This is a genomic window from Bacteroides sp. NSJ-39, assembly GCF_014287315.1.
Classification (GTDB): domain Bacteria; phylum Bacteroidota; class Bacteroidia; order Bacteroidales; family Bacteroidaceae; genus Bacteroides; species Bacteroides finegoldii.
The window spans coordinates 66,574-86,070 of record NZ_JACOOB010000016.1; the positions used below are offsets into that span (position 1 = coordinate 66,574).

14 protein-coding genes and 1 pseudogene are annotated in these 19,497 nt (G+C 40.8%); 13 read left to right on the top strand and 2 right to left on the bottom strand.

Going from position 1 to position 19,497, the window contains the following annotated elements; all coding sequences use genetic code 11:
* Positions 1–191 precede the first annotated feature (191 nt).
* The 10 genes from H8S63_RS15825 to H8S63_RS15875 all read left to right on the top strand — a co-directional run bounded on the left by H8S63_RS15825 (position 192) and on the right by H8S63_RS15875 (position 14,443).
* A complete protein-coding gene (locus H8S63_RS15825) occupies positions 192–683 on the top strand; it encodes a hypothetical protein (protein ID WP_186927342.1) in 492 nt (163 codons plus the stop codon).
* Between the two features lie 56 nt (positions 684–739).
* Complete coding sequence (locus H8S63_RS15830; RefSeq protein ID WP_186927343.1) at positions 740–1,228, top strand: hypothetical protein; 489 nt, start codon at positions 740–742, stop codon at positions 1,226–1,228.
* Between the two features lie 239 nt (positions 1,229–1,467).
* Positions 1,468–1,830: a hypothetical protein gene (locus H8S63_RS15835; protein ID WP_186927362.1), complete on the top strand. Its 363-nt coding sequence runs from the start codon at positions 1,468–1,470 to the stop codon at positions 1,828–1,830.
* An 11-nt stretch (positions 1,831–1,841) separates the two neighbouring features.
* Complete coding sequence (locus H8S63_RS15840) at positions 1,842–2,891, top strand: hypothetical protein (protein ID WP_186927344.1); 1,050 nt, start codon at positions 1,842–1,844, stop codon at positions 2,889–2,891.
* A 151-nt stretch (positions 2,892–3,042) separates the two neighbouring features.
* Positions 3,043–6,558 carry a hypothetical protein gene (locus tag H8S63_RS15845; protein ID WP_186927345.1) on the top strand — a complete coding sequence of 1,172 codons (3,516 nt, stop codon included), beginning with the start codon at positions 3,043–3,045 and terminating at the stop codon, positions 6,556–6,558.
* A 2-nt stretch (positions 6,559–6,560) separates the two neighbouring features.
* Positions 6,561–7,019, top strand: a complete 459-nt coding sequence (locus H8S63_RS15850; protein WP_186927346.1) for a hypothetical protein — start codon at positions 6,561–6,563, stop codon at positions 7,017–7,019.
* A 23-nt stretch (positions 7,020–7,042) separates the two neighbouring features.
* A complete protein-coding gene (locus H8S63_RS15855; RefSeq protein WP_229102250.1) occupies positions 7,043–11,674 on the top strand; it encodes a hypothetical protein in 4,632 nt (1,543 codons plus the stop codon).
* A 3-nt stretch (positions 11,675–11,677) separates the two neighbouring features.
* The gene (locus H8S63_RS15865; RefSeq protein ID WP_186927347.1) at positions 11,678–11,929 is read left to right on the top strand and encodes a hypothetical protein; all 252 of its coding nucleotides are present in this window, start codon (positions 11,678–11,680) and stop codon (positions 11,927–11,929) included.
* 118 nt (positions 11,930–12,047) lie between these two features.
* On the top strand, positions 12,048–14,000 hold the full coding sequence (locus H8S63_RS15870) for a heavy metal translocating P-type ATPase (RefSeq protein ID WP_186927348.1): 1,953 nt from the start codon (positions 12,048–12,050) through the stop codon (positions 13,998–14,000).
* Between the two features lie 8 nt (positions 14,001–14,008).
* Positions 14,009–14,443, top strand: a complete 435-nt coding sequence (locus H8S63_RS15875) for a Fur family transcriptional regulator (RefSeq protein ID WP_143865290.1) — start codon at positions 14,009–14,011, stop codon at positions 14,441–14,443.
* A 68-nt stretch (positions 14,444–14,511) separates the two neighbouring features.
* Here the strand turns inward: H8S63_RS15875 and H8S63_RS15880 are convergent, their stop codons facing one another.
* A complete protein-coding gene (locus H8S63_RS15880) occupies positions 14,512–15,513 on the bottom strand; it encodes a malate dehydrogenase (RefSeq protein ID WP_186927349.1) in 1,002 nt (333 codons plus the stop codon).
* A gap of 199 nt (positions 15,514–15,712) precedes the next feature.
* Between H8S63_RS15880 and H8S63_RS15885 the strand changes: the two genes are divergently transcribed.
* From H8S63_RS15885 to H8S63_RS15895, 3 genes are all read left to right on the top strand, one after another.
* Entirely contained in the window at positions 15,713–16,552 is an 840-nt protein-coding gene (locus H8S63_RS15885) for a S1 RNA-binding domain-containing protein (RefSeq protein ID WP_186927350.1), read from the top strand.
* A 114-nt stretch (positions 16,553–16,666) separates the two neighbouring features.
* Positions 16,667–17,341 carry a DUF4476 domain-containing protein gene (locus H8S63_RS15890; RefSeq protein ID WP_186927351.1) on the top strand — a complete coding sequence of 225 codons (675 nt, stop codon included), beginning with the start codon at positions 16,667–16,669 and terminating at the stop codon, positions 17,339–17,341.
* 55 nt (positions 17,342–17,396) lie between these two features.
* The gene (locus H8S63_RS15895) at positions 17,397–18,398 is read left to right on the top strand and encodes a hypothetical protein (protein ID WP_186927352.1); all 1,002 of its coding nucleotides are present in this window, start codon (positions 17,397–17,399) and stop codon (positions 18,396–18,398) included.
* A 207-nt stretch (positions 18,399–18,605) separates the two neighbouring features.
* On the opposite strand, the pseudogene msrA reads toward H8S63_RS15895, so the two are convergent.
* Positions 18,606–19,477: pseudogene (gene msrA, locus H8S63_RS15900) on the bottom strand (peptide-methionine (S)-S-oxide reductase MsrA).
* Between the last annotated feature and the right edge of the window lie 20 nt (positions 19,478–19,497).

The window sequence follows — 19,497 nt, forward strand, 5'->3', positions numbered from 1 at the left end:
TGTGAGTCAATCTCTTTTCTTGAATTTGTTATCATAAAGGTCTAAAAAATATTTGTATTATAATGGAAAAAAATGCGACTTGTGCAATACTTACATACATTTATGTAAGCGTTATACTGTTATTTGTTTTTAGCTTCTTCTCCCTGTATGTTTGCATTGTCGTTTAATTAATAACTAAAAATATATTTATTATGGCACAAATTAATGACGGTCTGACGTTTGGATTGGACCAATTTAAATTCAACAACCAAGTATTAGGTTACATTAGTGAGGAAGGTTTGGCTTGGGGAGGTGATAAACCTGAGAAAGTGAAGATCAATGCTACTCAAGTAAAATCCGGTCCGGTAAAAATCATTGTTAAGAACAACGGTACTAATGTGATTACATTTAAGCTTATTCAGCTTGATGGTCCACATTGCGAAGCGGTGATGGGTGGAAAGACTGAAGCTAATGGGACGTACACACCACCTGTTGCGGTAAACCTAGAAGGTCCCGCTGAAATACTCTGCACTAGTGGGCATGCTATTCGTATCAGTAAAGGTAGTTTATCTGCGAAACTTTCTGGTAATATCAATGGTAGTGAAGTTTTGGCTATCGAATGTGAACTGGAGATACTGGCTTCTGCTGATGGTGGAGCTGGATATACTATCTGCCCGCCTGCAAGTTCTTCTGCAGGTGCTTGATTGAAGAATTGAATTGAATGATTACTTATTTTATTAACTAAAAACAAATTAAAATTATGGCACAAGTAAATGATGGTTTGACTTATGGATTAGACCAGTTTAAGTTTGGTGAACAAGTACTGGGGTACATTAGTGAAGAAGGCCTGGCTTGGGGCGGTGATAAACCAGAGAAGGTGAAAATCAATGCTGCTCAGATTAAAGGCGGTCCGGTGAAAGTGATTACCAAGAATAATGGTACGAATGTGATTACTTTCAAGCTTATCCAACTTGACGGTGCGCATTGTAAGGATGTGATGGGAGGTACTGTGGCTGCTGACGGTACATATACTCCACCGGAAAAGGTAGAAGATTTGGTTGGCGTTGCAGATATTAAGTGTGCAAGTGGGCATACTATCCGTGTTTTCAATGGTAGTCTTTCCGCTAAGCTTTCCGGTAATATTAATGGTAGTGAGGTTTTGGCTATCGAGTGCGAATTGGAAGTGTTGGCTTCTGCTAATGGTGGCGCTAGTTATGCCATTTATCCGCCGGAAGTAACTCCAGCATAAGGATTAGTTTTATAAGCAGACCGGAACTGAAGTGTCAATCTCTTTAATCAGTTCCGGTTTCTTTTTGCTTTTTGTGCATTACTATTATTGCCATACTTTACTTGAATTCTCTGTTATTTTCACATTTACATCCTTTTTATTTATTGATTTTCTTGAATATAAGGAATTGTTTCTGAATCTTTGCCTATCTTTGTGCTGCCTACAACAAAACAATTTATAAACTAAATTAGTCATAATATATGAAAAACTATTTATTTTGGGCAATAGCTGTTATTGCAATTACTTTTTCTTCTTGTAAGGATGATGATGAAAAAGATGCATTATCCGGTACAACTTGGGTCTGTAATGAGGAAGTTCCGGGTTTCGACGAAGGCTCTCGTACTATACAATTTCATACGAATGGAAAGTGTTCGGTGGAAGTAATAGAAACCCCTCATGGAAAAGATGAAAGGCGTTCTACAGGTAGTGGAAAATATGAGTACGCTGCTCCATCCGTTTCAATAACTTGGTTTGATGGATATAAAGAGAATGGAACAATTGAAGGTACTACAATGATTTTAGTTGACGAGGATGGATACTCTGAAATATTTGTAAAGCAGTAAACCTATCAGTAATGAATAGCAAGTGTGAATTTTTTATAGTAAAACTGGTATTGTTCATGCTATTGTTCGTTTTTAATAATGTAGCAATAGCACAAATATCGAAGATTAAAACGGTTCAGGAAGAGACTTTTGAACAAGAAGTTGTTGCTCCTTACGATAGTTTGGAGAATATTTGTAAGGAGAATTTCCGTAGTCAGGTGGGACAGACTTTGTATTTGAATGATGATGCGTTTTTTAAGAAAACGGGAGTGTATTCAGGTATTACTACAATGCCAACATTTGAGTATTTTGCATTGGTACTTAAGAATAAGAATATGAGATATTTGCCTGACTCTATAATATATAAGTTTACGGTAGTAGAAGGAGAAGGAGGCTCGGATTATGAATCTGTTGTAGGAAAATACTATTATGTGAATCGTCTGATTGAGGATCCGAAGAATGCTTCTAAGAAATCTGACTTAAATTATTCTTATGAACTTATTATGAAAGATGCTCCTTATGATACTGTTTATTATGATTTTGATTCTAGAGATGCATATTTTAGAACATTTATTAATGTCGGTTATATCGAGAAATTGAAACAAAAGTATGTTAGTAAGGAGCTAATCATTCATAAAGATGATAGTGGCTTAGAAAAGATTGGCACAGGGAAATATGAAAAAATACCTAAAGGAACTCATCTAAAGTGCATAGACATAAGTATTGAGGATGGAAATCAATATCATCTTTTGTTGTTATTACATCATGAAAAGTATGGTGACTTTTATGCCGACCTTACGCTTGGTGTGGAGATGGAAAGATTGGATACCCCTGAAATGTATAAAGTTCGCCTACAAAAAGAAACAAGTTTAGCTCGAAAATACGGTAAGGTCAATGCGGATTTGATAATAAGGAATCAAGTACGTACCGGATGGAGCAAGGCTATGTGTCGTGAATCTTGGGGTGCTCCAAAATCAGTAAATGTTATGTCCGGTGCAGGTGGAACCACAGAACAGTGGGTATACTCCTCAAGTTGTTATTTATACTTTAAAAATGGGGTGTTGACTATTATTCAATACTAGTTTATAAATCATTCTTTATTGATAATAAGTCTGTAACGCTTACATATATTTATGTAGGTGTTACGGACTTATTTGTGTTATAGGCTTTCCTATGGTATGTTTGTGTTGTTTTAATTGAATAAATGATGTGGAATTAAACAATATCAAGTACATGGGAACAATCGATTTAGAAAACATTATGAATAGTAGTGCATTGCGAAATATGCAAAGTACTACTGATAAAGTTGATGCCTTGAGTTCGTCAGTCATTAATCTGAATGAAGAGATCAGAAAATTAGAGAATAGTTTGCTTTCAATGCAAAAAGTTTTTGAACGGGCAATGAGTGCTAAAATAGACCAAACGGAAAATTTGGCAATGATAATTGTACTACGTTCTGAAATTGGAAATTTAAAAAGTGAGCTGGTTGGCTTGAATACTCAATTGGGGGTGGTAAGGAGTAATGCGGATATTTTGTCTTCAGTATCTCCTGATGATGGTAAACTCTTAAATTTGAAGGGAGTAAAAGAGGATTTGAAATTAATGAGTTCTGGAATGAATGTGGCTATCAATACGGCATCTCTGTTAGGGATAGCGCAGTCTCGCCTGACGCAAATTCAAGCTAAGCTACAAACAATGATTTCAATTACCAATTCTTTACAGCAGATAGCAAATGTTTTGAATGGTGCTGGAATCTCTAATACCCTTCTTTTGTCACGAGCAAAACAGGTGCTTACTGCAGCGAATATGGCACTTGCCACTTCTTTGGGCATTTCGACAGTTGCTGCACAAGCATTGATGGCTACATTAACTTTAGGACTTTCTGTTGTCATTACGGGGTTAGTTCTGCTATGGGATAATTATACGACTTCGCAAGCCGAAGCTGCTAAGGCAAATGAAGCATTCAGAAGTAAAGTCGCAGATATGTCTGCTTCTACAGTTGCGAATTTCCAGAAAATGAGTGGTGAATATGAAGCTTTGGGAGAATCTCTGGAAGATAAACAGAAATATATTGATGAGAATCAAGAGGCTTTCAAACGATTGGGGGTATCTATAACGAGTGTAGCTGATGCCGAAAATCTTTTTAATAGTCAAAAAGATGCTTTTATAGAAAGTATTGAATTGAGAGCTAAAGCGGCAGCAGCTATGGAATTGGCTTCGGAAAAGTATAAAGCATCTATGATTGCAATGATGGAGGCTGAAAGTATGCCTGATAAGAAGACTGTATTTGTTTCACAAGGAATGTTTGGACCGGTTATATCTTATGAAGTAGACAATTCCAATAAAAGTAAAGCTATAAAAAAAGCTAAAGCACAAGCGGAAGAGGGCACGAAGTATATAACCCAAAGTCTCGCTTTTTCTAATCAAAGTGCGGAAATACTAAAAAAAGCAGATATTAAGGCGGCTGATACAGTAGTGAAAGGATCAATAGAAGCTATTGAAGCAAGTATAAAAAGAAAAAAGGAAGCTTTATCAAAGGTCACAAGTAGGGGGGAATATAATAAACTGATGGTTCAGATAAATGCGGAACAATCTAAACTAGATAAAATAACTGGTGCTAATATTCGTACAGTTACACCGGAAGAGCAAACTTCATTTATAGAACAACTCGGACAGGCGGAACTTAAAGCAAGAAGAAAAATAACAGCAATGACTATTGCTGCTCTTGAGGATGGAGCTAAAAAAGAGAGGGAGCGGGAGGAATTAAATCATCAATTGGAGTTGGATAGGATTAATAAAGAAGAGAATGATCGTATTCAGGCGATTAAAGAGGCGAGGAAAAAAGGTATTAAGGTTGATGAAAATGCAGAAAAGATTGTTACTTCACAGGCTGACAAACAACGTATGAAAGAGAATGCAAGACATGACAAGGGAAAAAAGAGCATTAATGAAAATGAAAAACAACGTGTGAGAGACTTGCAGGACGAGATAAACTCCCATTCAGCGTCAGCTTTAGAAAAACGCCTAATGGATATAGACAAAGCCTATGATGAACTAGTTAAAAGAGCAAATAAAGATCCGGAAATGATTGAATCTATCAATAAGAACAGGGAAGCTGATAAAGATACAGAAAGGAACCGTTCTAAATTAGATGTGCTGGATAATGCGGAGCAAATAGAACTTCAGCGTCAAGAAATTGCAACTCAAGGCTTGGAGATGGATGAGTATGTAGAGCAGCAACGTAATGATATTATGTTGAAATATGCAAAAGAACGATTGGCAATTTTGTCCACAATGAATGATGAGCAGAGCCTGCAAGCAAAAGAACAATTAGAAACTACTATTGCCGGCCTTGAGAAACAAGGCAAAAAGCCTAAGTCTATAAAAGGAATATTAGACGAGAAGACAATGAACTCATTAGTGAAGCATTATCAAAAACTTGGGAGTAGCGAAGAGGAAGCTAAAGAGAAAGCTATGGATTTTGCTACTACTTTTCAAGGGCGGATGCAGACTGCAAGCGAGGTTGTCGGCTCTTTGAAAGGGGCGTTTGGTGGACTGGATGAAGGATTGGATATGGCTTTAGATGCCGTTGGCAGTATTGCGGATGGGTTTGCTAATGGAGGACTCGTGGGTGGTATTGCGGCTGCAGCTGAACAAGTAATATCTGTAACTGCCGGATTGATAGGAGCGAAAAAAGAGATGGATGCCGGAATGGTAGCTCGTTATGGTGTCTGGATGGAGGCAATGGATGATTTGATAGATAAACAGATCGGCTTATTGGACAAATTGGGGGGTAATAACTTTGGCAATAACATAAGGAAGACTGCAGAAGATATTGGTAAACAGATCACCGCTAGCCGTACAATGTTGGGAGAAGCAGCTTCTGCTGGTTCTTCAGCTTTTAGTCACTCTTACGGTTATCGCTTGAATGATAGGCTCAAAGGATATAAATCAGAGTTAAGGCAAATAGGAATAAATACTACTACTTGGAGTGAGATGAGTGATGAACAGTTGGTGAAACTAAGAGAGATTCCAAGTCTTTGGGCGCATATTCCGAGTGAGATGAGGGAGTATATAAAAGCTATGGCCGAGAGTAAAGAAAAACTGGCAAAATTTAATCAAGAAGTACAAGACACTATATTGGGATTCTCTTTTGCAGATATAACTAATATGATTGTTGATTCTTTTACAGATCCTTCTATTGATAATGCGCTGGATGAATTGTCACAGAATATAGATGGAGCTATTGGAAATATTATAAAGAAAACATTGGCTCGGAATATGTTGACGGAAGAGATGAATAAACTCGTGAGTAGTTTGTTCCAATCTATGGATAAAGGAAATTATAATTACTCTCTTGACCCTAAGGCTGCCTCTGATTTTAAAAGAGGAGTGATGGAATTAGGCCAACAATACAATGCTGCATGGGAAACAATGAAAGAGAGTTTTTCCGAAGCCGGTATCGACTTGGAAGAAAAAGAGAAAGAAGAAAATTCCGCGCAGTCCGGTCGCTCCGGCTCCTTCACTACCATGTCTCAAGAGCAAGGAACAAAACTCGAAGGATTGTTTACTTCTGTTCAGGATCATGTGAGCAGCATAGATACTATTGTTTTTGATATCAGCCGTTCCATGTACGAAGCATCGGACTCATTGGTTGCTATTGTACGCAATACAGGCTATTGCTACCATTTGGAACAGATGGCGGCAGATATATCGGAATTGAAACGTGATGGAATTAAAATGAAATAAGTATGGAAAAGATTTTAGAAGGATTATTGCTTGTCAATAATCAGGATGTGTATCTACAGTATGGAGCTTTCCTTACAGAGGACAAGCAAGGTGATTATAGTAATTACTCGGCATTGCTCAAACCACCTTCCATGAAGGATTATCCTGCCGTAGTTTATCGCGAACGAGATGGTGAAGAGTTACCGGAAGTATTGCCTCAACCGAGATTCGAGGCGCGGGATGTGACCCTATATTTTGCTATTGTAGCGGAGACAACACAGAAATGGTTGGAACGTTATACCGGCTTTGTCAATCTTCTTAAAAGTGGATGGCTTCAAATACGATTGCCGGAAATAGATAAGACGTACCGGATGTATTATAAGGAATGTAGTAGTTATGATCAACTGACTTTCCTCGAAAAGGATGGCTTGTACGCTGCACGTTTTAAGGTGAAGTTGCGGGAGCCGGTTCCGAGTGTATAATAATTGAAAAAATGAAATGACTTATGGAATTAAATATTTATAATGGAGAAGGTATTTTGAAATTTACCGCTCCTACCTCTTCTTCTTGTACCTGGACCCATGAACTGATGTCCGAAAACAGTCTCTCTGTCAGTTTTATTTCTCCTGAACTCTTGACTTTTTTGGTAAATGACTATATAGAAGTCGCGGACATCCGTTTTACTATCCGTAGTGAGTACCGGCCACAGCAGAATAGTACGTTGGAGTACAGTTACAATATGCATTTTTACGGACCGGAACATGATGCAGAGCGGGTGAAGATGTTGAATCTGACGGACGGGCAGTTTGAATCCCAGTTCTCACTGGATAATAATGCGGCAGCCCATCTACAAAAAGTGGTGGATAATCTGAACCGTATTGATGGCTCTGATACATGGAAAGTGGGTGAAGTTGTTGACAACGGAAAACGAAACATTGAATACAGCAATGTGAATTGCTGGGATGCTCTTGGCATGATTGCCGAGACTTTTGAGACGGAGTGGTGGATAGACGGGCATCACGTAAACTTGACCCGCTGTGAACGTGAAGATGCGGTAAGTCTTGGCTACGGACAGGGACTGACTAAAATAGCTCTTACTGAGAACAGCAGTGATGTGAAATTCTTTACCCGGTTGATTCCTTTGGGTAGTGCCCGCAATATTGACCGGAGTAAATATGGCTTTTCCCGGTTGCAACTTCCCGGACGGCAAAAGTATGTAGAACAAAATATTCAGTATGGATTATATGAACAGGTGGAGGAAGCTGCTTTCTCTGAAATTTACCCCAAGCGTGTCGGCAAAGTGTCTGATGTCCGCCATATTGAGAAGAAGAATGAGAAGCCGTATACAATTTATTACTTCAAGGATAAGGAATTGAATTTCAATCCGAATGATTATGAACTTCCCGGTTTGGTGAAACATATTAGTTTTCTGAGTGGTGAATTGAACGGGCGTGATTTTGAAGTGAATTATAATAGTAATACGCGTGAATTTGAGATTATCACGACGTTTCCTGACGAGAGGACGCAGATTCCGGGCGGTCATATAATTCCTGCGTCTGGTGATGAATATATCTTGTGGAATATCAGTATGCCCGATGAGTATTATACGCAGGCTGAAAAGGAATATGAAGCCGCCGTACGTGATTATCTGCAAAAGGGAAGTGTTGATACAATTGTTTATCGTTGTGACATGGATTATATTTACGTGGATGCCAATCGGGTACCCCTCATTCCGGGACAACGTGTCCGACTGTTGAGTAACGAGTATTTCGGTGAAACGGGGTACAAGGATACACGTATAACGAGAATTTCACGTAAGCTCGATAATTTGTCCGGTGCTACTATCGAATGTACGAATAAGGTAGGGAAGGGATGGAAGAAAAGTATCGATACAGGACTGAATGATTTGAAGTATGTAGTGGCCGAGAATTTCAAACAGGCTATTATTGAAGTGTTGAAAACTTGGGATACAAAGACTCCGACCAATTATGATGTGTTTTCATCTTTGCGTTCCCGGAAAGAAATCGATGAACGTGCTATTAGCAAGCTGCGTCCGGATGAAAGCAATTATTTCCTCAAATTCTTAGGTGGGTTACTTATAGAACAAGGGCTTTCGGTAACGGGAGGATTGACAACCGATACGCTTACCGCAACGGAAGTCACTACTCAAATCATGCATATTCTTGATAAACTGGTAGGTAAGGAAGCTTCATTCTCCGGTACTGTTTCTTCCTATGATTATGCTGAAAAGTTTTTGGGATGGTTGATTTCTCCTTCAGGTGATGCAGAATTTGGTAATGTACGTGTTCGTGGCTTTCTGGAATCGGACGAGTTGCGATATAACCGGGTCGAAGTGGTCAGTGGGGAACGTTGGAATGCTTCGGGAGGTGGCATTATCGCTTCTGTGGATGAAGAGACCTGCAGGATTCGGTTGAAGCTTGAGCCGGGGGAGGTTGCTTCGGTGGCGGTAGATGATATTTGCAAGGCTACGTTTAATGATGCGATAGGTTTTCAAACGGTTTATTTCCGGGTTACGGAGATAGTGGATGAGGCTACGTTTGCTTATGTGCTTCGTGACGGAACGACGCATCATCCGTGTGCATTGATGCATTTTGTCTGTTATGGTAATTTTACGAATGTTTCCAGGCAGTGTTCCAGTTATGAGACACAAAGTTATAAGCGTTATTTGTCGGGAGTTAGTAACTGGGAGATTACAAAAGATTGTATTGTGATGCAGTTGGGAGATTTGTCAAACTTGAAATTGTTTGGTATCAATATGGAAGGACACAGCGCTTATTTGCGTAATGTGTATCTGACTGGAACAATCAGGCAATTGTCTTCTGATGGTGTTACAGAAACGCCGGTTCCCTGTTTTAAAGGTGAATATGTACTAGGAAATTCTTACTATTATTATGATGAGGTGGTGTATAATGGAAGTACATGGCTTTGTATTTCCGAGAATTCGACGGAACAGGAACCGACGGAAGATGCTGCTGATTGGAAATTGCTTGTAAGGAAAGGGATTGATGGTAAGGATGGAAGCCTGCTCCGCCCTCGTGGAATATGGCAAACTGGAGTTGATTATGTAAATGATAGTATGTATCGGGATACGGTAATTTATAATGGCAACAGTTATGTATGTAAGGTTTCTCATACCTCGGACACTGTTTTTGATTCTGCGCAATGGAGCAATTTTAATGAGTTTGTCAATGTGGCTACTCAGGTCATGCTTGCGGAAAATGCTTCTATTGATGTGTTGGGGGCTTCTTCTATATTTGTAGGTGATCAGAATAGGACACAAGGTTGGGAAATGACGGGAGGAGCGATTAAGCATAATGTAAGTGGACTGGAACTGACTGTAGATGGGCGGCTAGTAGATCCGGACGGATTGGAATTCTCGGTTGGTGGTATTGAAAATGTGGTTCAAGATACTGTGAGAGGAGGTGATAATCTGGTTCCTAATAGTGATTATGCTGGACAGAAAGAGGTGCATCCGGGATGGGATGAGAGCCTTAATGGTACAGTTTCTGCAATCGGATGGAGTGACTATGATGCAAGTATTGCCAATCCGGAGGAAGGGTATCATGCGCATTTGAATACAACGCGATTCGATTTTCCGGTTTTTGAGCTCAGAACACGTTACCAGAAACCTGTGAGTGTGGAATATGTGAATATGGATAGTTATGGATTATGGACTATAGATGGGGTTTATCGCAAATCTCCTGTTATAACCCACAATCAGGTTACTCGTGAAAAGATCTTATTCTATACAAATGTTGCAAATGCTGTGGTGAGATTTGAAATTAAGGCAAACTCGGAATCTAATTATGACTGGCTTTTTGTTGGAAAAGTGGATGATGCAAATGCTTCTTATTCTAATTACCAGGATCGAGTTTCGGGAACCGGAACAAACACCAAGACGGTTTCAATCACGGTTCCTGCTGCAGGGCAACATTTTGTAATAGTGGGATATAGAAAAGATAGTTCTAATAATACCGGGAGCGATTGTGGTTGGTATCGTTTGCTTTCGGGCTATGTTCAGGAAATATATTCAGACCATTCCGTACATACCTCGGTCAATATTCCTCGCTATGTTACAGAGATAGGGATGGATGGGGAGTATCAACTTGGTTTTGAGGTTTACGCAGATACTGCGAATTTAACAGTATCTTATGAATTTGAAGCTAATGGTGGTCAGAAAACGTTCCTTGCTAAGGAATTGAATAGTTGGCAGACTATATCCCAAATTTTTAAGGTTCGGAATATTTCATCTGTTCCTACTTTTAAAGTAACAGCTTTGGGAGGTATAGGTGGAACAGGATATATTAGAAATGTATCAATAAGAAAGTTAGGAGCATTTGCTAAAGAATTATTGAAAACCGGTATTGATATTTCTAATCGTAAAATAGTGTTGACGGCTGATAAAACTCTTGTCCGAAGTAACTCGGGAGTTGAGATCGCTATGTTTAAAGAGGTGAATGGGGTGCCGATGATTGACGCGAAGAATTTGTATACGGAAAATTTAACAGTGAGTGACGGAGCTACTATTGGTTCGTGGAAGATATACAACAATAGAATCATGGCTAATTATAGCACAGGTATAGGTGATCCAACTATAGCCGGTCTCAATCTGGAATGTAACGGAGGCAAGTTTCTAAGAATTAATGAACAAGGGGAAGGGATGATGAATATTCGAAATGATCAGGGGGATGCTTTGTCTTTGTCTACTTATGGTGGTGGTACTGCATTGGCTATTACAGCAAATGGGGCTAATACAACGGGATATGCCATAAAAAGTGCTGGTCAACATATGTTTTATCAACGTAGCGGTGATGTATGGAATGCTCCCGGAGTATTATGGGCTGGTAGAATATCTAGCGGAGGTGATGTTCAAGCGAATTGGGGTAATGGATGTACGATAAATAGGGTGCGTAGAAGTAGTACGGGAGTTTATATAGTTGACCATAACCTAAATGACACTGATTATATGGTGTTTACGACCTGTATAAGCAATCATAGTTTTGTGTTTGTTCCGGAAATATACAACAATTATTTTGTCATATATGTACGAAACAGAGGAGGGGATAATGCGGATCAAACTTTTAATGTGATGATTGTTGGACGTAATAAATTTTAAATCATGAAAATAGACTTTAGAAGAATTGAAGTAAAAGACATTGAAGGGAATATTATTCCTTTTGATATGTCCAAAGTGCTAGGTAATGCAATTTATCAGAAAACTGCTGATTTGGGCGAGTTGGAACTAGCTCGGGATATTTACAGAAATGGAGAGGTCGAATTAACGCAAGAACAAGTAGAATGTATTAAAGACTATGTGAAAACAGCTTTTGTAGCATTTGTTCAAGAAGCCGTTATAGCGATGTTGGAATAGTTGGTAGCGCTTACGTCTTACTTCCTTTTTTCGGGCGGGTAAATCTTATCAAATGTATCTTTGCAACTTTGTTGCACGAATCATTCGCTATCTTTGCAGCAGCTAAAGGAGGAAAGATATGGGACATTGCAGTTGTTGTGCACACGGACACGGGTGTGCGTCTGAAAAGGAAATTGGAGTTAAGAGGTCTGTATTTCAAGAATATTGGAAAGTCGGACTTTCATTTATATTGCTGATAGCCGGTATCGTAATGAATGCTTTGGATGTGGCATTTTTCCAGAAGGAATATGTCGCTTTGGCTTGGTATGTCATAGCTTATCTCCCGGTAGGGATTCCTGTGATGAAAGAGGCTTGGGAAAGCATGAAGGAACGCGATTATTTCAGTGAGTTTACTCTAATGATTGTGGCTACAATCGGTGCGTTTTATATAGGCGAGTATCCGGAAGGGGTGGCTGTAATGCTGTTCTATACAGTCGGAGAGCTATTTCAGGAGAAAGCGGTTGATAAAGCGAAACGTAATATTGGCGCTCTCTTGGATGTGAGACCGGAAAAAGCTTTGGTGCTGAGAGATCATGAATTGATTGTAGAGAGCCCGAAGAATATCAAAGTCGGTGAGATAATTGAAGTAAAAGCAGGTGAGCGGGTACCTTTGGACGGAACGATGGAGAGTGAGGTCGCTGCATTCAATACAGCGGCGCTAACGGGTGAAAGTGTGCCGCGCAATATTCGGAAAGGAGAGGAAGTACTTGCCGGAATGATTGTGACGGATAAGGTTATTCGTATAAAGGTGACAAGACCTTTTGATAAAAGTGCGCTTGCCCGGATACTGGAACTGGTTCAGAACGCTTCCGAACGGAAAGCACCGGCAGAGTTGTTTCTTCGGAAGTTTGCGCGTGTCTACACCCCGATTGTAATAGGGATGGCAGTATTAATCGTTCTTCTGCCATTTGTCTATTCGTTGTTTGGCACGCACTTTGTATTTACATTTAATGATTGGTTGTACAGAACTTTGGTTTTTCTCGTAATTTCGTGTCCATGCGCTTTGGTGGTGAGCATCCCGTTGGGATATTTTGGAGGTATCGGAGCCGCATCCCGGCTTGGCATCCTGTTTAAAGGCGGGAACTATCTGGATGCTATTACGAAAATCAATACAGTTGTATTCGATAAAACAGGGACTCTGACGAAAGGAACGTTTGAGGTGCAGGAATGTAAACCGGTGTCCGGTATTGCGAAAGAAGACCTGATTCGATTGATAGCTTCGGTAGAACGAAATAGCACACATCCGATAGCTAAAGCCATTGTGGAATATGCGAAACAACAGAATGTAGAACTGGTGTCAACCTCTGATACGAGAGAGTTTGCCGGTTTTGGTCTGGAGGCGACGGTTGACGGAAATACTGTGTTGGTCGGAAACAGTCGACTGTTGTCCAAATTTAATATTGCATATCCGGCAGAATTGTTGAAGATAACCGATACGGTTGTGGTCTGTTCCATCGGAACTAACTATGCCGGTTATTTGTTATTAGCTGATACGCTGAAAGACGATGCAAAAACAGCGATTGATAACCTAAAAGCGTTGAATATTGAAAACATTCAGATATTGTCCGGTGATAAACAAAGTATTGTTACTAACTTTGCTGAAAAGCTAGGTATATCGAAGGCGTATGGAGACTTGCTGCCGGAAGGGAAAGTGCGACATTTGGAAGAACTGCGGCAGGATGAGGCTAATCAGATAGCGTTTGTAGGCGATGGCATGAATGATGCGCCCGTATTGGCGTTGAGCCATGTCGGTATCGCTATGGGTGGCTTGGGCAGTGATGCGGCAATAGAAACCGCTGATGTGGTGATTCAGACGGACCAGCCGTCTAAGGTGGCGGAAGCTATAAAGGTAGGAAAACTGACACACCGGATTATCTGGCAGAATATTACGCTTGCATTCGGAGTGAAACTGTTAGTGCTGATATTGGGAGCGGGTGGAATCGCTACTCTTTGGGAAGCCGTTTTTGCGGATGTCGGTGTGGCGTTGCTCGCTATTATGAATGCTGTAAGAATACAGAAAATGATAAAATAGGAGAGAATATGGAAGAGAATATTTATTTGGATAAGTTGGCGCGGAGAGATATCAAACCGACGGCGATAAGGCTTCTCATACTGAAGAATATGATGGAAGTCGGGCGTGCGGTATCATTGCTCGATTTGGAAACGTTATTGGATACGGTTGACAAGTCGACTATATCCCGGACAATCGCTCTCTTTTTATCGCATCACCTGATACATAGTATAGATGATGGAAGTGGGTCGTTGAAATATGCTGTTTGTGATAATTCCTGCAATTGTGTGGTTCAGGATTTACATTCGCATTTCTATTGCGAGAAATGTCACAGGACATTCTGTTTGGAAGGCACGCATATTCCGGTCATTGATCTGCCGAAGGGATTTGCACTGCATAGTATAAACTATGTGTTGAAGGGCGTTTGCCCGGAATGTTCTTCCCTGCCTGCGTCGCACTCATAAACAAAATAAGCCGGAACTCCGATATAGAAAATATCGTTCAGTTCCGGCGTTATACTAATATTATCCGTTTAATAGATGTTCGGATTTAATGTATGCCAATCTTTGATGGCTGGGATGATTCCCATTTCAATGACTTCGTCGCGGAGCTTGCACAGATGTTCGTAACTCTTTTCCAATTCTTCCTGTTCGGCAGGTGTTCCCGCTACTTCCTTATAAGTAATGCCATCTTTGGTGATCGAAGTTTCCATTGCCATCATGATATGATCGAACTTCCCGTTTGAGACATAGGTTCCGGCAGGCCAGCGGAAAGGTTGTCCTCCCATAGCGGCGGCAATCATTTCGATGGAAAGATAGGCCGGACTCTGGAAAGAAGAACGTCCGCGTAGGTCGATGATATGTTTTCCCCCTTGTATGACGCGTACTTTCAGTTCTTCCCATTCGTTTAATGGCAGGCGGGTGGTACCGATAAAGTCAGTCAGCGGTTCTCCCTTTATTTTTGTTGTAGAGGCAAATACTGCCATTTGTTCTCCATGACCGCCATACGTACGGCAATTCTGAATGTCGGAAGCGGAGATATGGAAGTATTTCACCAATTCGTTTTGTAGGCGGGTGCTGTCCAATGCGGCGAGGGTGGAAACTTGTGAAGGTTTCAGACCTGAATATAATAAGGTAATCAGCCCGGTGATATCCGCAGGGTTGAAAATGACTACGATGTGCTTTACATTCGGGCAATATTGGCGAACGTCTTTGCCGAACTGAGCGGCAATTTCTGCATTACCTTTCAGCAAATCTTCACGAGTCATGCCAGCCTTGCGGGCTGCTCCACCGGAAGATACGATATAAGAAGCTCCGGTCAACGCTTCCTCGATGTCGGAGGTGTAAGTGAGGTTGACGCCTTCAAAGCCACAGTGATACAGTTCTTCCGCCACTCCCTCCAAAGCCGGTGCGAATGGATCGTACAGACAGATATTCGGAGTCAGTTTCATCATCATGGCTGTTTGCGCCATATTAGAGCCGATCATTCCGGCAGCTCCCACAATTGTAAGTTTCTCGTTAGTCAAAAATTCCATAAAGCTTAATATATTTAAAGGTGAATAACTTTTTCATTTCTTTTTGCCGTTACAAAGTTAACATATTGCGAGCCTGATTGTTCATTGCAAATAGTTTTACCCGATAACGAAAAGTTATAGTGCCTGGAAGGGTAGTTTTGTTCAAAATAGATTATCTTTGCGATGGATCTAAATATGATAGTGTATAAATAGGAAAAATATGAGCATCGAATTAGGAAAGTTCAACCAGCTTGAAGTCGTGAAGGAAGTCGATTTCGGCGTATATCTCGATGGTGGGGAAGAAGGTGAGATTTTGTTGCCTACCCGCTATGTGCCCGAGGATTGTAAGATAGGAGATTTTTTGAATGTGTTTCTTTACCTGGATATGGATGAGAGGCTGATTGCTACGACACTGACCCCGTTAGTGCAGGTCGGACAGTTTGCTTGTCTGGAAGTCTCCTGGGTAAATCAATACGGAGCTTTCCTGAACTGGGGATTGATGAAAGACCTGTTTGTGCCGTTCCGTGAGCAGAAGATGAAAATGCAGGTTGGACGGAAATACGTGGTTCATGCACATGTGGATGAAGAGAGTTACCGTATTGTGGCTTCAGCAAAAGTGGAACGTTATCTGTCGAAAGAAAAGCCGGAATATGCTCCGGGAGCAGAGGTGAATATTCTTATCTGGCAGAAAACAGACTTGGGCTTTAAGGCAATTATAGATGATATGTATAGCGGCTTACTGTATGAGAATGAAATATTCAGTTCGATAGAGACCGGAATGGAAATGAAGGCTTTTGTGAAACAGGTGCGTGAGGATGGAAAGGTGGATTTGATTCTTCAGAAACCCGGTTTTGAAAAGGTCGATGATTTTGCGAAGACATTACTTGATTATATCAAAGAGCAGGGAGGACGGATTCATCTGAACGACAAGAGTCCTGCGGAAGATATTTATGATACGTTCGGTGTGAGTAAGAAAACCTTTAAGAAAGGAGTAGGCGATTTGTATAAGAAACGTCTGATTACCTTGCATGAGGATGGCATTGCTTTGGTGGAATCCTAAATAGAATAGGGAAATCCCTATGCACGAATAGAGGGAATCATTGGGGTGGGGAGTTTTCTCACCCTATTTTTGTACTATCAGATTAGAGATATTAATAATAAAAACTGGATAAGTATGCGTAAGATTGTAATAAGTTTCTGTATCCTACTCGCTGCTCTCTCTTTAAAGGCGCAGGCTGTAAGTGGAATTCGTATTGATGGCGGAGATACCCCGATTCTTGTGTATTTGGGAGGAAACCAGATGTGTCTGCCGACTACAACATGTTTTGTCGCTAACTTGAAATCAGGATATTACACCGTTGAAGTGTATGCTACACGCTCTGCCCGTCCGGGAGAGAGAGTATGGAAAGGGAGGCGGTTATATAATGAACGTATTTATTTTGATGGGAATAGTGTGAAAGAGATTTACGTGGATGGACGTGGAGAGATTCGTCCTGGTAGTCCTGGCCGCCCCGGACAAGAGGGATATTGTCCGGATAGTCAATATGACAGAGTGATGAGTGAGCAACTTTTTAAGAAGTTTCTCAGTGAGGTGAAGAAAGAACCTTTTAAGGATGACCGCATGGAGATGATTAAGACGGCGTTGGCCGGTTCGGATTTTACTTCCGGGCAATGTCTTGAATTGACGCGACTTTATACTTTTGATGATGACCGGATGGAGATTATGAAGATGATGTATCCGCGTATCGTTGATAAAGGGGCTTTCTTTACAGTCATTGCTACGCTGACATTTTCGTCTAACAAGGATGAGATGAATAAGTTTGTGCAAAGCTACGGCAGACGTCGATAGTGATAAATGATTAAGTGTGGGGGTATTGAAATAATAAATGATAGGAGGTTGAATTATGAAGCGGATATTATTTTTACTTTTTGCTATCGGTTTGGGTGCCGGTATGACTGTGATGGCAGGAATGAGTACTAGCAAGATACGTAAGGAAACACGTTTTCTTACAGATAAGATGGCGTATGAACTGAATCTGACCACTCAACAATATAATGATGCGTATGAGATTAATTACGACTTTATTTATTCGGTACGTAATATCATGGATTACGTGGCACGTGGTTATGAATGGGCGATGGATGACTATTATGAAGCGTTGGATATCCGTAATGACGATCTTCGTTGGGTATTGAGTGATGGACAATATCGCCGGTTCATGGGAGCCGATTATTTTTATCGGCCGATTTATGTGACCGGAGGAAGATGGAGTTTACGGGTTTATATCAATTATCCGAATCGCGGCTTGTTCTATTTCGGTGTGCCTTATCATTATCATACCTATTGTGGAGCGCACTATCGTCCGCATATTCATCATACCAGCTATTATCGGGGTAGATACAATAATTTTCACCATTATTCTACGCCTCATCGGGTAAGAGATCAAAGAGTGTATCACTCTTACCGCCGTTCGGATTTTGGCTCGGTTCGGATTCGTCCGAATTCTTCGGTACGTCCGCATAATGCACCGACTCGTCCGGGTAATTCTTACCGTCCGGAAACAGGTCCCGGTTCTTCAAGCTCTAATCGCAGACCAACAAGCGGAAGTTCAACTGGCTTCAATCGTGAAAGTGGAAAAACAAGTAGTAGTTCGAGAGGAAGTTCAAGTAAACGAAACGATAGTAGTCCCTATAATAGAAATAACAGTTCTGAGAGAAATAACAGCTCTTCCAGTTCCAGGCGCGGTAGTTCCAGTCGCAGTGATTCTGGTCGCAGTAGATCTACCCGGAGCAATGTCTCTAGTGGACAAACAGAAAGACGCTCTTCTTCCGGAAGTGCGAGAAGCAATAGCACTCAAAGCTCTTCCCGTTCCTCTGAAAGAAACAGCAGCGGTTCAAGAAGATAACCTATTCCTTTATTATTTATATCAATCTCATTACTCCTCAGCGGAAGGAGAACTAGACTCCGGGTTTTCACCGGCTAGACTATTCCGGGCAACGCCCGTAACTTGGATGAGGTTGTGTCAGCATTTTGACACAACCTCGTTCGTTTTCGTACACCGTTCTGTTTTTCTAATGAACAGTTACGATTAGCTTTTGTAACTCTTCAATATCTATTTGACGAGTGGTAGATATTCTCCATAACCTTCCTCTTGCATTTTCTCTTTCGGACCATCTGTAAATACGTGTCCCAAATGGGCATCTCCGGTTCTACTGCGCACTTCCGTACGTATCATGCCATGCGAAGTATCTTTCTTCTATCAACATAAATGTCTGGGCGATGCTCATTCCAGTATTCATTGTGGAAGGCCGGTTCGGTGGCATTCTTCTGGGTTACTGCATATTGTTCCGCCGACAGTTCCTTGCGGAGGGTTGAGTCATCCGGTTTTTGATACACTTTTGTTTTCGGTGCATTGGCTTTGCGTGCCATTTCAAATAAAGCAGGATTGATGTGGCAGTATCCTCCCGGATTTTTATCCAGATAGTCCTGATGGTAAGTCTCTGCCGGATAGAAATTAGTCAATGGCTTTACTTCTATAGCGATAGGAGTCTTATATTGTGCAGACAATAGTTTAATAGCCTGGTTAATGACAGGAAGATCTTCTTTATCTACATAATAAATTCCGGTTCTATACTGTGTTCCCCGGTCATTACCCTGACGGTTGAGGCTGGTAGGGTCAATTGTCTTGAAATACAGATCGAGCAGCAAATTTAAATCTACCGTTTTAGGATCATAAACCACCTTTACTGTTTCCGCAGCATTGGTTTTTCCTGAACAGACCTGTTCATAACTCGGGTTGGCAACATTACTGTTGGCATATCCTACTTGAGTACTTTCTACTCCTCGAATCTGTTTCAGGAAATGTTCTGTTCCCCAGAAGCATCCTCCTGCAAAATAGATTTCTGATTGATTTTTCATTGGTTTAGCAACTCCTAAAAATGTATTACTAATCACTACGATCACTATGATGATAAAACACTTCATATCCGTTAGTTCTTTCTATA